The following is a 15,757-nucleotide window of genomic DNA, read 5'->3' on the forward strand; positions in this document are numbered from 1 at the left end:
GTCCAATGATACCATCATGCAACTCACTCATAATTATCTAGTTTAAAAATGATGAGAATAATTCTACTTATTGCTTATATTTTATATTCTCAAATCACTTATTTAAAATTAAAAATCCTAATGATTTCTTATTCCAAATTAATTCGATAGAAGTAGTGTGATAAAATGAAAAAATTCTTATTAATAATAGTAGTTGGAAGCGCACTTTTAACAGGTGGCGCGCTTTATGATGGTGTAGATAATCAAGATATGACAGAACCGACTATTCACTTTTGGCAAAGCAATCCAATGAAATTTAATACTTATGTTAAAGGACAGTGTACGTATTATGCCTTCGACCGTATTCGCCAAAACGGGAATATGATTAATAATGAATGGGGCGATGCTAAGGAGTGGGCATCTAAAGCTGAAGATGAAGGTTACAAAGTAGATGAACATCCAAAACCTGGTTCAATATTACAAACCTCTGAAGGGGATCATGGTCATGTCGCTTATGTGGAAAAAGTAAATGATAATGGTTCACTTACGGTATCTGATATGAACTATAAAAAACCTTATGAAGTAACAACAAGACACATTGGTACTTATGAAGTAAAAGATTATAATTACATTCATCCTAAAAATAATGCTAAAGCGTAATTGATGATAAAAATTTAAATCATTTGAGATTGTAACTGTAGCTTTTTTTATAAAGTCTATTAAGCTATAATGTAGAGTGTTGTCAAAGCATTGAGGTGTGAATGGAGGCACGTGAATGAAAAAGAAATATTATATTGGTATTTCACTTATAATAGCGATTGCTATTTTAGTTATTGACCAATTAACGAAACGCATAATCGCGACGACGATGAATATTGGTGATTCTTATGAAGTAATTCCCAATTTCTTAAATATAACGTCTCATAGAAATAATGGTGCAGCATGGGGGATTTTAAGTGGTAAGATGGGATTCTTTTACATTATTACGCTTATTATTTTAGTGGTGCTCGTATTATTTTATATTAAAGAAGCAAAGTATAATTTATTTATGCAAGTAGCGATTAGTTTATTATTTGCTGGGGCATTAGGTAACTTTATTGATCGTTTATTTAATGGTGAGGTAGTAGACTTTATTGATACAAATATTTTTGGTTACGCTTTTCCAATATTTAACGTAGCGGATTCAAGTTTAACTATTGGCGTATTATTAGTCATCATTGCTTTAATCAAAGATGCGACATCAAAAGGATAGGAGGTTATAATTTGGAAACATATGAGTATAAGATAGATAATAATGAACTCGTTGGGCAACGAATTGATAAATTACTTTCTGATTTCAATGGAGAATGGTCTCGAAGCCAAATTCAAGATTGGATTAAAGAAGAACTTGTGACAGTTAATGGCAAAGTCGTTAAATCAAATTATAAAGTTAAAATGAATGATGATATAGTTGTGACTGAAAAAGAAGTCGTTGAAGCGGATATACAACCTGAGAATTTAAACTTAGATATCTATTATGAAGATGAAGATGTAGCTATTGTATATAAACCTAAAGGCATGGTAGTTCATCCATCACCAGGTCATTATACAGGCACGTTAGTTAATGGATTAATGTTTCAAATCAAAGATTTATCAGGTATTAATGGAGAAATTCGTCCAGGTATTGTACACCGAATTGATAAAGATACGTCAGGTTTATTAATGGTTGCAAAAAATGATATTGCCCATCGTGGACTAGTGGAACAACTTATGGATAAAACAGTTAAACGTAAATATACAGCGTTAGTTCATGGCAATATTCCACATGATTATGGCACAATTGATGCACCTATTGGTCGTAATGAAAAAGATCGCCAATCTATGGATGTAGTCGATAATGGTAAAGATGCTGTAACACATTTTAATGTATTAGAGCATTTTAATGATTACACATTAATTGAATGTCAGTTAGAAACAGGACGTACACACCAAATTCGTGTGCATATGAAATATATAGGTTTCCCATTAGTTGGCGACCCTAAATATGGTCCTAGAAAAACACTTGATATCGGTGGTCAAGCATTACATGCAGGTGTCATTGGTTTCGAACATCCAGTGACACATGAATACATTGAACGCCAAGCCGACTTACCACAAGAATTTAAAGATTTATTAGAAGAAATTCGCTTAAGAGAAGCATAATATTGAAAAGACTTGGACTTAAAGTTCTTGAATAAGTACAAGAGACAATTTCTATTGCAATAATATAGAAATTGTCTTTTTTTAATTATTATGATTTTATTTCGCTTGGGAGCTTTTTGTTCTGATATGAATATTAATGAATGTAAGTAGTTCTAAGATGAATAACGAATGACGTTGTGTGACTCCCGAAGGAACAGTGTTTTGATGAACCTAAGTGCTAAAGCACTTAGGTAAGAAATTCTAGAGATGAACTACGAGTGTTGTTGCGCGACTCTTGGCGTTTTTTTATATTGAACACAAGTGCAAGTGCACTTGTGTAAGGCGTTCTAAGATAGATAACGAAACGTAGTTGCGTAGACTCCTAGGGGAGCAGTGCCAGTCGAAGACTACAGGCTGAGACGGCACCCCTGGAAAGCTTAGCAACTTAAGTGAGTGGCTGTCTATCTAAGAACTATGTTTTTGAAATTTTTTCAGTTTAAAAATGTATCTTTTTTAAATTTTGCATTGACTTATTTTCAAAAAAGCATTAAGCTAATAACAGTTCAAATAAGAAAACGTTATGTCTTTAAGTGAAAGTCCAGAGAGGCTTCAAAGACAGAGAGAATAATTATATACTAAATTAAAACATAGCATCGATATTAGGTCGGTATGTTTTATTAAGTGGAACTTTTAATATGTAATCACGTAAGTATTACATGTTTGTATATAAATAAACCCTCGTGTCTTTGATTAAAGGCATGAGGGTTTTTATATTTTAAGAGGTGAGATAATGTCAGAACGTATCATTATGGATGATGCTGCAATTCAAAGAACAGTCACACGCATTGCGCATGAAATTCTTGAATACAATAAAGGTACTGAAAACCTTGTATTACTCGGAATTAAAACAAGAGGCGAATTCTTAGCACGACGCATTCAAAATAAAATTAACCAAATTGAGCAAAAAAGCGTTCCAACCGGTACGATTGACATTACGCATTTCAGAGATGATATCGAAATCGCAAATAAACAAATTACTAAAGAAGCTATCGATATTGATGCGGATATCACAGATAAAGTTGTCATCATTATCGACGATGTCCTTTACACGGGACGTACAGTCAGAGCTTCATTAGATGCAATACTATTACATTCTCGACCAAATAAGATTGGCTTAGCGGCACTCGTTGATCGAGGGCACCGTGAATTGCCAATTAGAGCAGATTTTGTAGGAAAAAATATTCCAACTGCTAAAAATGAAGCCGTTTCAGTTTATTTAGATGAAAAGGATTCACGTAACGCAGTAGTAATTGAATAAAGACCTTTTAAATCAGTACGAGAGACTGAAAAAGGTGAAGTATTTAATGGTGAGTATGTAAATCGATAATATAAAATAGTAAATCAAATTATCCTTATACTCACTGCAATTAAATACTTTATCACGTACTTAATAGATAATTACGTTCCAATCCATATTATCTATTATGACGAGTACAATTTTTTTAGTCTCTTTACATCCACAATGTAAAGAGACTTTTTTTATAGAAAGGAAGAAAAAAAGATGGAAAATGATCAAATGTTTGAACGCACCGTCAAACCGGTGTTAGATGTGAAAGATAAACCGAAACCTTCGCAATGGGCATTACTTAGTTTACAACATTTATTTGCCATGTTTGGTTCAACGGTATTAGTACCGTTCCTAACAGGTTTGCCAATCTCGGCGGCATTGCTAGCTTCAGGAATAGGAACGTTACTTTACATCCTAATAACAAAAGCGAAAATTCCAGCGTATCTTGGTTCAAGCTTTGCATTTATTACGCCTATCATCACAGGATTAAGCACACATAGCTTAGGTGATATGTTAGTCGCTTTATTTGCTAGTGGTGTGATGTACATCATCATTGGTATTTTAATCAAAATCAGTGGTACAGGTTGGTTAATGCATTTGTTACCACCAGTAGTAGTAGGGCCAGTTATTATGGTTATCGGCTTGAGTTTAGCGCCTACAGCAGTAAACATGGCGATGTTTGAGAACTCAGGTGAGATGAAAGGCTACAACTTAAGTTACTTAGTCGTTGCCTTAATCACATTATTAGTAACGATTATCGTACAAGGTTTCTCTAAAGGTTTCTTATCACTTATCCCAGTGCTTATCGGTATTATAGTAGGTTACATTGTAGCTATCTTTATGGGAATTGTTAATTTCGCACCTATCGCAAAAGCAAGCTGGATTGATTTCCCACACATCTACTTACCGTTTAAAGATTATGTTCCATCTATACACATAGGATTAATCTTGGTAATGTTACCAATCGTGTTTGTAACGGTAAGTGAACACATTGGACACCAAATGGTTATTAACAAAATCGTAGGACGTAACTTCTTTGAAGATCCAGGTCTACACCGCTCAATCATTGGTGACGGGGTATCAACAATGTTCGCAAGTATCATCGGTGGACCACCAAGTACAACATATGGTGAGAACATCGGCGTGTTAGCCATCACAAGAATTTACAGTATTTATGTCATTGGAGGCGCAGCAGTCATTGCGATTGTGCTTTCGTTTATCGGTAAATTCTCAGCCCTTGTTTCATCAATACCTACACCAGTCATGGGTGGCGTTTCCATCTTACTCTTCGGTATTATCGCCGCAAGTGGTTTAAGAATGTTAGTTGAAAGTAACATTGATTTCTCGAGCAACCGTAACTTAGTTATCGCGTCAGTTGTCTTAGTAGTTGGTATTGGTAACTTACTTATCAACTTAAAAGGACTTGGCATTAATCTTCAAATTGAAGGTATGGCATTAGCAGCACTTTCAGGTATTATCTTAAATTTAATTTTGCCAAAAGAAAAAGAAGAACCAAAACACTAATTTAAATAGATTATTTATCAGGAGGCGCTTTATGAAAAACTTATTATCTATGGAACACTTATCAAACGAGGACATTTACGATTTAATTCAAACAGCTATCGCTTATAAATCAGGAGAACAAGCATTACCACAATACGAAGGTCAGTTCGTATCAAACTTATTCTTTGAAAATTCTACACGTACAAAATGTAGTTTCGAAGTTGCAGAACAAAAACTTGGCTTGAAAGAAGTTAACTTTGAAACAAGTACTTCTTCTGTACAAAAAGGCGAATCACTTTACGATACATGTAAAACGTTAGAAAGCATCGGCGTGGACTTATTAGTTATTAGACATTCACAAAATGCATATTACGAAGAATTAGAGAACCTTAACATTCCGATTGCGAATGCGGGAGACGGAAGTGGTCAGCACCCCACACAAAGCTTATTAGACATCATGACAATTTATGAAGAATATGGTTCATTTGAAGGTTTAAAAGTATTAATTTGTGGTGACATTAAAAACTCACGTGTAGCTAGAAGTAATTACACTAGCTTAACAGCGTTAGGTGCAGAAGTGATGTTCTCAAGTCCAGATGAGTGGGTGGATGACACACTCGATGCGCCATATGTTCAAATTGATGACGTGATTGATCAAGTAGATATAGTGATGTTATTACGTGTGCAACATGAAAGACACGGTATAACAGGTGAAGCGAATTTTGAAGCGAATGAATACCATGAGAAATATGGTTTAACGACAGAACGTTATGACAAATTAAAAGATAATGCTATTGTAATGCATCCAGCACCAGTTAACAGAGGTGTGGAAATTGACTCAGAATTAGTTGAAGCACCTAAAGCACGTATCTTTAAACAAATGACTAACGGCATGTATTTAAGAATGGCAGTTATCAATAAACTATTATCAGGAAAAGGGGAGTAAATAATGAAATTAATCAAAAACGCTCAAATTTTAGATAACGGTGAACTGAAACAAGTTTCAATATTAATTGATGGACAACACATCAAAGAAATTAGCAACTCAATTGAAGTAAACGACGATGTTGAAGTAATTGATGCACAAGGCCAATTCGTGGCACCTGGATTTGTAGACGTACACGTACATTTACGTGAACCAGGCGGCGAACATAAAGAAACAATTGAAACAGGTACAAAAGCGGCAGCTCGTGGTGGTTTCACTACAGTATGTCCTATGCCTAATACGCGTCCTGTACCAGATTCAGTTGAAAACATGGGCCGTTTAAATGAACTTATTAAAGAAAATGCTCAAGTACGTGTATTACCATATGCTTCAATTACAGTACGTGAAGCAGGTAAAGAACATGTAGATTTTGAAGCTTTAGCTAAAGAGGGCGCTTTCGCTTTCACTGATGATGGTGTAGGTGTACAAGAAGCCGCTATGATGTATGAAGCAATGCAACAAGCTGCTAAAGTGAATAAAGCTGTGGTAGCACACTGTGAAGATAACAGTTTAATCTACGGTGGTGCGATGCATCAAGGTAAACGTAGTGAAGAATTAGGCATTCCTGGTATCCCTAATATTTGTGAAGCAGTACAAATTGCTAGAGACGTATTATTAGCAGAAGCTGCAGATTGTCATTACCATGTATGTCACGTTTCTACTAAAGAAAGTGTTAGAGCAATCCGTGACGCTAAAGCAGCAGGCATTCATGTTACTGCAGAAGTAACACCACATCACTTATTATTAACAGAAGATGATGTGCCAGGGGATGACGCCATTTTCAAAATGAATCCACCTTTAAGAAGCAAAGAAGACAGAGAAGCATTATTAGAAGGCTTATTAGATGGTACGATCGATTGTATCGCAACAGACCATGCGCCTCATGCTAAAGAGGAGAAAGCACAACCGATGACGAAAGCACCATTCGGTATTGTGGGTAGTGAAACAGCATTCCCATTATTATACACACACTTTGTGAAAAATGGAGACTGGACACTTCAACAATTAGTGGATTATTTAACAATTAAACCTGCTGAAACATTTGATTTACCGTATGGCAGATTAGAAGAAGGAAGCTTTGCTGACTTAACAATCATTAACTTAGATGAGGAACGCGAAATCAGAGGCGAAGATTTCTTATCTAAAGCGGATAACACACCATTCATTGGATACAAAGTATATGGTAATCCAGTATTAACAATGGTTGAAGGCGAAGTTAAATTTAAGGAGGATAAGTAAGATGCTTGAACGACGTTATCTTGTATTAGAAGATGGGACATTTTATGAAGGCTATAAATTAGGATCAGATGAATTATCTATCGGTGAAATTGTGTTCAACACTGCAATGACAGGTTACCAAGAAACAATTTCTGACCCATCTTATACTGGTCAAATCGTGACCTTTACCTACCCATTAATTGGAAATTACGGGATTAATAGAGATGATTTCGAATCATTAACACCTACATTAAATGGTGTAGTAGTGAAAGAAGCAAGTACTCACCCAAGTAATTTTAGAAAACAAAAAACATTACATGAAGTACTTGAACAATACAAGATTCCAGGAATTTCAGGCGTTGATACACGCAGTATTACACGTAAAATCAGACAACATGGTGTATTAAAAGCTGGATTCACTGATAATAAAGAAGAAATTGAACAATTAATTGAAAACTTAAAAACTGCAGAGTTACCTCGCGATGAAGTGACTACAGTTTCAACTAAAACACCATATGTTTCAACAGGTTCAGACTTAAGCGTTGTATTATTAGACTTTGGTAAGAAACAAAACATTGTGCGTGAATTAAATTCAAGAGGTTGTAACGTAACTGTTGTACCATACGATACATCAGCAGAAGAAATCTTAGCGATGTCTCCAGACGGTGTAATGTTATCAAACGGCCCTGGGGATCCAGATGAAGTAGATGTGGCATTAGATATGATTAACGGTATCTTAGGTAAAATTCCATTCTTCGGTATTTGCTTAGGACATCAATTATTCGCATTATCTCAAGGTGCTACATCATTCAAGATGAAATTTGGTCACCGAGGTGCGAACCATCCGGTTAAAGACTTACGTACAGGTAAAGTAGATATTACTAGCCAAAACCATGGTTATGCGATTGATAAAGACTCATTAGCGAATACAGATTTAGAAGTTACGCATATCGCATTAAATGATGGCACAGTAGAAGGTTTAAGACACAAAACATTACCTGCGTTCTCAGTACAATATCACCCAGAAGCAAGACCAGGCCCAAGTGATTCAAATTATTTATTCGATGAATTTATGACGATGATGAAAGAATTTAAAGAAAAGGAGCAAACAGTAAATGCCTAAACGTGACGATATTCAAACCATTCTAGTAATTGGATCAGGTCCAATCATAATAGGACAAGCTGCAGAATTTGATTATGCAGGTACACAAGCGTGTTTAGCGCTTAAAGAAGAAGGATACCGTGTTATCTTAGTTAACTCGAATCCTGCAACAATTATGACAGATAAAGAAATTGCAGATAAAGTTTATATCGAACCGTTAACACATGATTTTATTGCTCGTATTATCCGTAAAGAACAACCTGATGCATTGCTACCAACACTAGGTGGTCAAACTGGTTTAAACATGGCGATTCAATTACATGATAGCGGTGTATTAGAAGCAAATAATGTAAAACTATTAGGTACTGAACTTGAATCAATTCAACAAGCAGAAGACAGAGAATTGTTTAGATCATTAATGAATGACTTAGATGTTCCTGTACCTGAAAGTGATATCGTAAATACGGTAGAACAAGCTTTTGCTTTCAAAGAACAAGTAGGTTACCCATTAATTGTACGCCCAGCATTCACTATGGGTGGTACTGGTGGCGGTATCTGTCACAACGATGAAGAGTTGAAAGAAGTAGTAAGTAATGGTTTACATTATAGTCCTGCTACACAATGTTTAATTGAAAAATCAATCGCAGGTTATAAAGAAATCGAATACGAAGTAATGCGTGATAAAAATGATAACGCGATTGTAGTATGTAATATGGAAAACATCGACCCAGTCGGTATCCATACTGGTGACTCAATTGTAGTGGCACCAAGCCAAACGCTATCTGATGTTGAATATCAAATGTTACGTGATGTATCACTTAAAGTCATCAGAGCTTTAGGAATTGAAGGTGGATGTAACGTTCAATTAGCTTTAGATCCACACTCTTTAAATTACTACATTATCGAAGTAAACCCACGTGTATCACGTTCATCAGCACTTGCGTCTAAAGCAACTGGTTATCCAATCGCTAAACTAGCGGCTAAAATCGCAGTAGGATTAACGTTAGATGAAATGTTAAATCCAGTAACTGGTACATCTTATGCTGCCTTCGAACCAGCGTTAGACTACGTTATTTCTAAGATTCCTCGTTTCCCATTTGATAAATTTGAAAAAGGTGAACGAGAACTGGGTACGCAAATGAAAGCTACCGGTGAAGTTATGGCTATTGGACGTACATATGAAGAATCGTTATTGAAAGCCATCCGTTCATTAGAATACGGTGTACATCATTTAGGTTTACCAAACGGTGAAAGTTTCGACTTAGACTATATTAAAGAACGTATTGGTCATCAAGATGATGAACGCTTATTCTTCATCGGTGAAGCCATTCGTCGTGGTACAACATTAGAAGAAATTCATAACATGACTCAAATCGATTATTTCTTCTTAAATAAATTCCAAAATATCATTAACATTGAACATGAATTAAAAAAACATCCTGGCGATTTAGAATACCTTAAATATGCTAAAGACTATGGCTTCAGTGATAAAGTTATCGCTCACCGCTTTGGTATGACAGAAGAAGAAGTATATCAATTACGCCAAGACAACAATATCAAGCCAGTATATAAAATGGTAGATACATGTGCAGCAGAATTCGAATCTACTACACCATATTATTACGGTACGTATGAAACTGAAAATGAATCAATTGTTACAGATAAAGAAAAAATCTTAGTACTTGGTTCAGGTCCAATCCGTATCGGCCAAGGGGTAGAATTTGACTATGCTACTGTACATGCTGTATGGGCTATCCAAAATGCTGGATACGAAGCAATTATCGTGAATAATAACCCTGAAACAGTTTCAACAGACTTTTCAATTTCAGATAAATTATACTTCGAACCATTAACTGAAGAAGATGTAATGAACATCATTAATTTAGAACAACCTAAAGGTGTGGTTGTGCAATTCGGTGGTCAAACAGCGATTAACTTAGCTGATAAGTTAGCGAAACATGGTGTTCAAATCTTAGGTACGACATTAGAAGACTTAAACCGTGCAGAAGATAGAAAAGAGTTCGAAGCATTATTACGTAAGATCGATGTGCCACAACCTAAAGGTAAGACAGCAACTTCTCCTAAGGAAGCGCTTGAAAATGCCCGCGAAATTGGCTATCCAGTTGTAGTTCGCCCATCATATGTTTTAGGCGGACGTGCAATGGAAATCGTAAATAGCGATGCTGAATTAGAAAACTATATGGAACAAGCGGTTAAAGCAAGTCCAGAACATCCGGTATTAGTGGATAGATATTTAACAGGTAAAGAAATCGAAGTAGACGCGATTTCAGACGGTGAAACAGTGATCATCCCTGGTATCATGGAACATATCGAACGTGCTGGTGTGCATAGTGGTGACTCAATCGCAGTGTATCCACCACAAACATTAAGCCAAGAAGATATCGATACGCTAGAAGATTACACAATCAAATTGGCCAAAGGTTTAAACATCATTGGTTTAATTAATATCCAATTTGTTATCGCACATGATGGTGTTTATGTATTAGAAGTGAACCCACGTGCCAGCCGTACAGTGCCATTCTTAAGTAAAATCACTGATATTCAAATGGCTCAATTAGCGATGCAAGCGATTATGGGTACTAAGTTGAAAGATTTAGGTTATAAACAAGGAGTTCAACCATACTCAGAAGGCGTATATGTTAAAGCACCAGTATTCAGCTTTAATAAGTTGAAAAATGTAGACGTAACGCTTGGACCTGAAATGAAATCTACCGGTGAAGTTATGGGTAAAGACATGACATTAGAAAAAGCTTTATATAAAGGCTTAACTGGTAGTGGGGTTGAAGTTAAAGATCACGGTACTGTATTAATGACAGTTAGCGATAAAGATAAAGAAGAAATCGTAAAAATAGCACATCGCTTAAATGAAGTAGGCTATAAAATCTTAGCAACAGAAGGTACAGCTGAAAAATTAAAAGAACATCACATCCCAGTTGAAGTCGTAGGTAAAATCGGTGGAGAAGATGATTTACTAACACGTATTCAAAACGGAGAAGTACAAATTGTGATTAATACAATGACAAAAGGTAAAGAAGTAGAAAGAGATGGTTTCCAAATCCGTCGTACTACTGTAGAAAACGGTGTACCTTGCTTAACTTCATTAGATACAGCAAGCGCATTAACAAATGTTATTGAAAGCATGACATTCACAATGAGAAATATGTAAATAATCAATAAGATAAGAACGACAGAGTAGAATAAGTCATTGAGCTTACACTGCTCTCGTCGTTCATTTTCAAAAGGAGCTTTTAAATGAAAGATTTACCAATTATCGCTTTAGATTTCGAATCTGCAGATAAAGTAAACACATTTCTTGATCAATTTGATGAACCACTGTTTGTGAAGATTGGTATGGAATTATTTTACCAAGCAGGGCCAGATTTAATTAAAACGATTAAATCACGTGGACATGATATCTTTCTAGACCTTAAATTGCATGATATTCCTAATACAGTGGAAAAAGCAATGGAAGGCTTAGGTAAACTTGATGTAGATTTAGTTAATGTGCATGCTGCTGGGGGTACACAAATGATGGAAGCAGCTGTACGCGGTTTACGTAAATATAGTAAAGATACAAAGATTATAGCGGTAACTCAATTAACTTCTACTACTGAAGAAATGTTGCATAATGAACAAAATATTCAAACGACAATTGAAGAAGCCGTATTGAATTATGCGAAATTAACACAGAAAGCTGGACTCGATGGTGTGGTATGTTCACCACTAGAAGCGGAATTATTAACAAATGAGTTAGGTTCAGACTTTTTAAAAGTAACACCAGGGATCAGACCACAAGGGGCAGCGGTTAATGATCAAAAAAGGATTACTACACCAGAAGATGCTAAACAATTAGGGGCAACACATATTGTAGTTGGACGTCCAATTACGCAAAGTCAAAATCCAGTAGAAAGTTATAAAAATATTAAAGAAAGTTGGTTAGGTTAATATGGCAAAAAACATTGCGAAATCATTATTAGATATTGAAGCAGTTACATTATCACCAAACGATTTATATACGTGGAGTTCTGGTATTAAATCACCTATCTATTGCGATAACCGTGTGACATTAGGTTATCCTGAAGTGCGTGAAGCAATTCGCGATGGCTTAAGCCAATTAATCACTGATAAATTTGATGGCGTTGAGATTGTTTCAGGTACTGCAACAGCTGGTATTCCTCATGCCGCTTATATCTCTGAAAAATTAAATTTACCAATGAACTATGTACGTTCTAAAAGTAAAAGTCATGGTAAACAAAATCAAATCGAAGGTGCTCAAAGTAAAGGTAAAAAAGTAGTAGTAGTGGAAGATTTAATTTCAACAGGTGGATCATCAATTACAGCAGTAGAAGCTTTACAAGAAGCAGGCGCTGAAGTAGTAGGTGTAGTAGCTATTTTCACATATGGTTTAGCTAAAGCAGACAAAATGTTTAAAGATATTGGTGTACCTTTCTATACATTAAGTAACTATAATGAATTGATCGAAGTAGCTCGTGAAGAAGGTCAAATTTCTGAAGAAGATATTCAAACATTAGTTGATTGGAGAGACAACTTATAATAAGCTATGTCTAAAGGGGGTAGTGGATAGTGACTACTGAAAAAGAGAAAAATCATTTTTATACTAAGATGAAACATGTAAATGATTTTTTATATAGTGAACATAATTTTAAAACCCCAGACCATACACTAACGATTGATGAAAGTATCGAAAGCATCAAGAATGAAAGTAAAACCACAAACATGGAAGCTTTCGAACATACAATTGACTTTTTCAAAAAAGCAAAAGAAAAGTTACGCCAAAAAGGCGAAATTTAAAAGACAAAATGGTACATATTACGACAATTGTTTGTAATCAGACATAGTCGTATATGTACCATTTTTTTATAAAAGAAAATAACGCCACTGAGCGCGTCCTCTCATGGCGTTTAAATGTATCCAACTCATAATATTAACGAATAAAAATTTTAATTAAAACCCAGCCTATTAATAACACAATAAACATAGATAATAGGGGAATAAGAAAATGCATCATTGTGAAAAGCCTCCAATTTAACTTTACTTAATTGTAACGATAATACAAAATAAGTCAAAAAATTAAGTTTTAGAAAGTATCTGGTTGGAATGGAAATTTTGTTAAATTGTTAATGAATAGTTTAAAATAATAATGAGAACATAAAGAAAAACGTAGGGGGATTATCATGGAAATACCTAAAATAACAACATTTTTAATGTTTAATAATCAAGCTGAAGAAGCGATTAATTTATATACAAGCTTATTTGAAAATAGTGAAATTCTAACTATGGTGAAATATGGCGAAGAAGGTCCAGGCGTGCCAGGTACCGTGCAACATTCTATTTTCACATTGAATGGTCAAGTATTTATGGCTATTGATGCTGATAACGGTGAAGAGCTACCTATGAATCCATCAATTTCACTATATATCACTGTAGATAATGCGATGGAAATGGAACGCTTATTTAGCGGATTGAAAAAAGAAGGCGCTATTTTAATGCCTAAAACAGCAATGCCACCATTTAGAGAATTCGCTTGGGTACAAGATAAATTTGGCGTAAGCTTCCAACTTGCACTACCAGAAAAATAAAATATTCAATTGATAAATAGTAAAATGCCATCACTTTTAATAGTTTGAAGTGATGGCATTTTTATTATTTTTGTTTCATACTTTGAATTTTATCGTAATCAGGCGTAGCAAAAAGTGTTTTTTGATTATCATATGTGACAAAACCTGGTTTCGCACCTGAAGGTTTATGAACATTTCGAATTTCAGTATAATCCACTGGTATTTGTCCAGAATTACCTGCTTTAGAGAAGTAACCCGCTATCATTGCTGCTTCTTTAATCGTTTGCTCACTAGGCGCATTATTTAAAATCACCACATGTGATCCTGGAATATCTTTCGTATGGAACCAAATATGAGATTTCTGCGCTTTACGATTAGTTAAATAATCATTTTGCTTATTATTTTTACCAACTAATATCGTATCTCCATCGGTTGAAAGATACGTTTGAAGTTGAATCTTTTCATTTTTCTTCTTCTTAACATTTTTACGTTGCTTCATAAAGCCTTGTTCAGCTAATTCATCTCTAATATCATCGATCTCATTTACTGTAATATGTTCTAGTTGTTGTTCAATATTAGCGAAGTAATCAATATTTTCACGCGTTAATTTAATCTGATGATCAAGTTCTCGTTCACGTGTTTTCATACGGTTATACTGCTTGTAATAATATTGCGCATTTACAGAAGGAGACTTCGTTGGATTTAAAGGAATCGTCACTTCTTCATTAGTATAATAATTCAGCGCAGTGACAGACTCATCACCTTGTTTAATACGGTAAATATTTGCCGTAATGAGCTCCCCGTATAATTGTTGCGTATCTTTATCTTTCGCACCTTCATATTCCTCAATCAATTTGTTTAACTTATGTTGTTGCTTTTGAAGTTGCTGTTGAACAAAGCGCACTAAATCATTTGCACGTTGTTTTACTCTTTCTCGTTCACCACGCGCATCATAGAAACGATCTAACAATTCATGTAATGAATCATATATCACGGCATCATCTTGGAATTGTTTAAGTTTCATAAAGTAGAAATCTTCTTTACCTGTCTCATGATTTTTATGGAAAATGGGTACAGGTTCCTGGCGTGTTTGTTCCATTACTTCATCAAATGCTTTAGGTAATGTGTCAGAAGTCATAAATTGATAACGATCGACAATTTCATTTGTAATTAAAGGACTAAACCCTTCAAATGTAGTTAATAATTGTTTCGCAATTTTACCACTATTAAAATCAATATGTTTTAACGCTTCTTGACCATCCATTTCAAATGGATTGATTTTATTTTGCGTAGGAGGGGCTTCATATTGGAAGCCAGGCATTACTGTACGATATTGGTTAGTATTAGGTGTTAAATGTTTAAATCCTTCAATAATTTTATAATTATCATCTACTAAAATAAGGTTACTGTGTTTACCCATTATTTCAAGAATAACAGTACGATAAATCGTATCTCCAATTTCATCTTTACTTTCGACGTCAATTTCTACACGACGGTCATTCCCAATTTGACGTATTGCTTTCACAATGCCACCTTCTAAATGTTTACGGAAGACACGTGCGAACATAGGTGGTTCAAATGGATTATCGTATTTTTTATTAGTTAAGTGCATTCTTGAAAAGCTTGGATGTATTGATAATAGTAAATGATGGTTTTTACGATTTTGTCGAACAATCATAATTATTGTGTCATTTTCTGGTTGATTAATTTTATGAATTCTACCAGAAACTAGAAATTGTAGTGAGTCTACCATTTTTTTAGTAAATAAGCCATCGTATGCCATAATTAATTTCCACCTTCAATTTTTTCATTCATTATATTGTAACATGGCAAAATCATAGCGTCATGATTTAAGTTTGTCG

14 protein-coding genes are annotated in these 15,757 nt (G+C 34.8%); 13 read left to right on the plus strand and 1 reads right to left on the minus strand.

The features are described from left to right. The first annotated feature begins 165 nt into the window (after positions 1-165). The 13 genes from CD127_RS03410 to CD127_RS03470 all read left to right on the plus strand — a co-directional run bounded on the left by CD127_RS03410 (position 166) and on the right by CD127_RS03470 (position 13,916). Complete coding sequence (locus tag CD127_RS03410; protein ID WP_103365781.1) at positions 166-639, plus strand: CHAP domain-containing protein; 474 nt, start codon at positions 166-168, stop codon at positions 637-639. Positions 640-754: 115 nt separating this feature from the next. Further along, entirely contained in the window at positions 755-1,231 is a 477-nt protein-coding gene (gene lspA / locus CD127_RS03415) for a signal peptidase II (RefSeq protein WP_103297904.1), read from the plus strand. Positions 1,232-1,242: 11 nt separating this feature from the next. After that, positions 1,243-2,160, plus strand: coding sequence for an RluA family pseudouridine synthase (locus tag CD127_RS03420; protein WP_103365782.1), 918 nt, complete (start codon positions 1,243-1,245; stop codon positions 2,158-2,160). 769 nt (positions 2,161-2,929) lie between these two features. After that, positions 2,930-3,457 carry a bifunctional pyr operon transcriptional regulator/uracil phosphoribosyltransferase PyrR gene (pyrR, locus tag CD127_RS03425; protein ID WP_103297902.1) on the plus strand — a complete coding sequence of 176 codons (528 nt, stop codon included), beginning with the start codon at positions 2,930-2,932 and terminating at the stop codon, positions 3,455-3,457. A gap of 243 nt (positions 3,458-3,700) precedes the next feature. Next, a complete protein-coding gene (locus CD127_RS03430) occupies positions 3,701-5,011 on the plus strand; it encodes a uracil-xanthine permease family protein (protein WP_103365783.1) in 1,311 nt (436 codons plus the stop codon). 31 nt (positions 5,012-5,042) lie between these two features. Continuing rightward, positions 5,043-5,936 (plus strand): aspartate carbamoyltransferase catalytic subunit, encoded by an 894-nt coding sequence (locus tag CD127_RS03435; protein WP_103297900.1) that lies wholly within the window; start codon positions 5,043-5,045, stop codon positions 5,934-5,936. A gap of 3 nt (positions 5,937-5,939) precedes the next feature. Further along, on the plus strand, positions 5,940-7,214 hold the full coding sequence (locus CD127_RS03440) for a dihydroorotase (RefSeq protein WP_103365784.1): 1,275 nt from the start codon (positions 5,940-5,942) through the stop codon (positions 7,212-7,214). A gap of 1 nt (position 7,215) precedes the next feature. Then, the gene (locus CD127_RS03445) at positions 7,216-8,316 is read left to right on the plus strand and encodes a carbamoyl phosphate synthase small subunit (RefSeq protein WP_103365785.1); all 1,101 of its coding nucleotides are present in this window, start codon (positions 7,216-7,218) and stop codon (positions 8,314-8,316) included. Then, on the plus strand, positions 8,309-11,482 hold the full coding sequence (carB, locus tag CD127_RS03450; protein ID WP_103365786.1) for a carbamoyl-phosphate synthase large subunit: 3,174 nt from the start codon (positions 8,309-8,311) through the stop codon (positions 11,480-11,482). Before CD127_RS03445 ends, carB begins: the two co-directional genes overlap by 8 nt. A gap of 86 nt (positions 11,483-11,568) precedes the next feature. Next, positions 11,569-12,261, plus strand: a complete 693-nt coding sequence (pyrF, locus tag CD127_RS03455) for an orotidine-5'-phosphate decarboxylase (RefSeq protein ID WP_103297896.1) — start codon at positions 11,569-11,571, stop codon at positions 12,259-12,261. A gap of 1 nt (position 12,262) precedes the next feature. Further along, positions 12,263-12,871 (plus strand): orotate phosphoribosyltransferase, encoded by a 609-nt coding sequence (pyrE, locus tag CD127_RS03460; RefSeq protein WP_103297895.1) that lies wholly within the window; start codon positions 12,263-12,265, stop codon positions 12,869-12,871. Between the two features lie 29 nt (positions 12,872-12,900). Then, the gene (locus CD127_RS03465; protein ID WP_103365787.1) at positions 12,901-13,128 is read left to right on the plus strand and encodes a hypothetical protein; all 228 of its coding nucleotides are present in this window, start codon (positions 12,901-12,903) and stop codon (positions 13,126-13,128) included. A gap of 383 nt (positions 13,129-13,511) precedes the next feature. Then, positions 13,512-13,916, plus strand: coding sequence for a VOC family protein (locus CD127_RS03470; RefSeq protein ID WP_103297893.1), 405 nt, complete (start codon positions 13,512-13,514; stop codon positions 13,914-13,916). Positions 13,917-13,980: 64 nt separating this feature from the next. Here CD127_RS03470 and CD127_RS03475 read toward each other — a convergent pair whose 3' ends face one another. Continuing rightward, complete coding sequence (locus CD127_RS03475; protein ID WP_103365788.1) at positions 13,981-15,678, minus strand: Rqc2 family fibronectin-binding protein; 1,698 nt, start codon at positions 15,676-15,678, stop codon at positions 13,981-13,983. Between the last annotated feature and the right edge of the window lie 79 nt (positions 15,679-15,757).

The organism is Staphylococcus petrasii, assembly GCF_002902565.1.
GTDB classification, from domain to species: domain Bacteria; phylum Bacillota; class Bacilli; order Staphylococcales; family Staphylococcaceae; genus Staphylococcus; species Staphylococcus petrasii.

Coding starts and splice junctions, on each gene's coding strand:
- CD127_RS03435 (WP_103297900.1), top strand. CDS start 5,043: ATGAAAAACTTATTATCTATGGAACACTTATCAAACGAGGACATTTAC.
- CD127_RS03475 (WP_103365788.1), bottom strand. CDS start 15,678: ATGGCATACGATGGCTTATTTACTAAAAAAATGGTAGACTCACTACAA.
- pyrF (WP_103297896.1), top strand. CDS start 11,569: ATGAAAGATTTACCAATTATCGCTTTAGATTTCGAATCTGCAGATAAA.
- CD127_RS03440 (WP_103365784.1), top strand. CDS start 5,940: ATGAAATTAATCAAAAACGCTCAAATTTTAGATAACGGTGAACTGAAA.
- CD127_RS03445 (WP_103365785.1), top strand. CDS start 7,216: ATGCTTGAACGACGTTATCTTGTATTAGAAGATGGGACATTTTATGAA.
- CD127_RS03410 (WP_103365781.1), top strand. CDS start 166: ATGAAAAAATTCTTATTAATAATAGTAGTTGGAAGCGCACTTTTAACA.
- CD127_RS03430 (WP_103365783.1), top strand. CDS start 3,701: ATGGAAAATGATCAAATGTTTGAACGCACCGTCAAACCGGTGTTAGAT.
- pyrR (WP_103297902.1), top strand. CDS start 2,930: ATGTCAGAACGTATCATTATGGATGATGCTGCAATTCAAAGAACAGTC.
- CD127_RS03470 (WP_103297893.1), top strand. CDS start 13,512: ATGGAAATACCTAAAATAACAACATTTTTAATGTTTAATAATCAAGCT.
- pyrE (WP_103297895.1), top strand. CDS start 12,263: ATGGCAAAAAACATTGCGAAATCATTATTAGATATTGAAGCAGTTACA.
- carB (WP_103365786.1), top strand. CDS start 8,309: ATGCCTAAACGTGACGATATTCAAACCATTCTAGTAATTGGATCAGGT.
- lspA (WP_103297904.1), top strand. CDS start 755: ATGAAAAAGAAATATTATATTGGTATTTCACTTATAATAGCGATTGCT.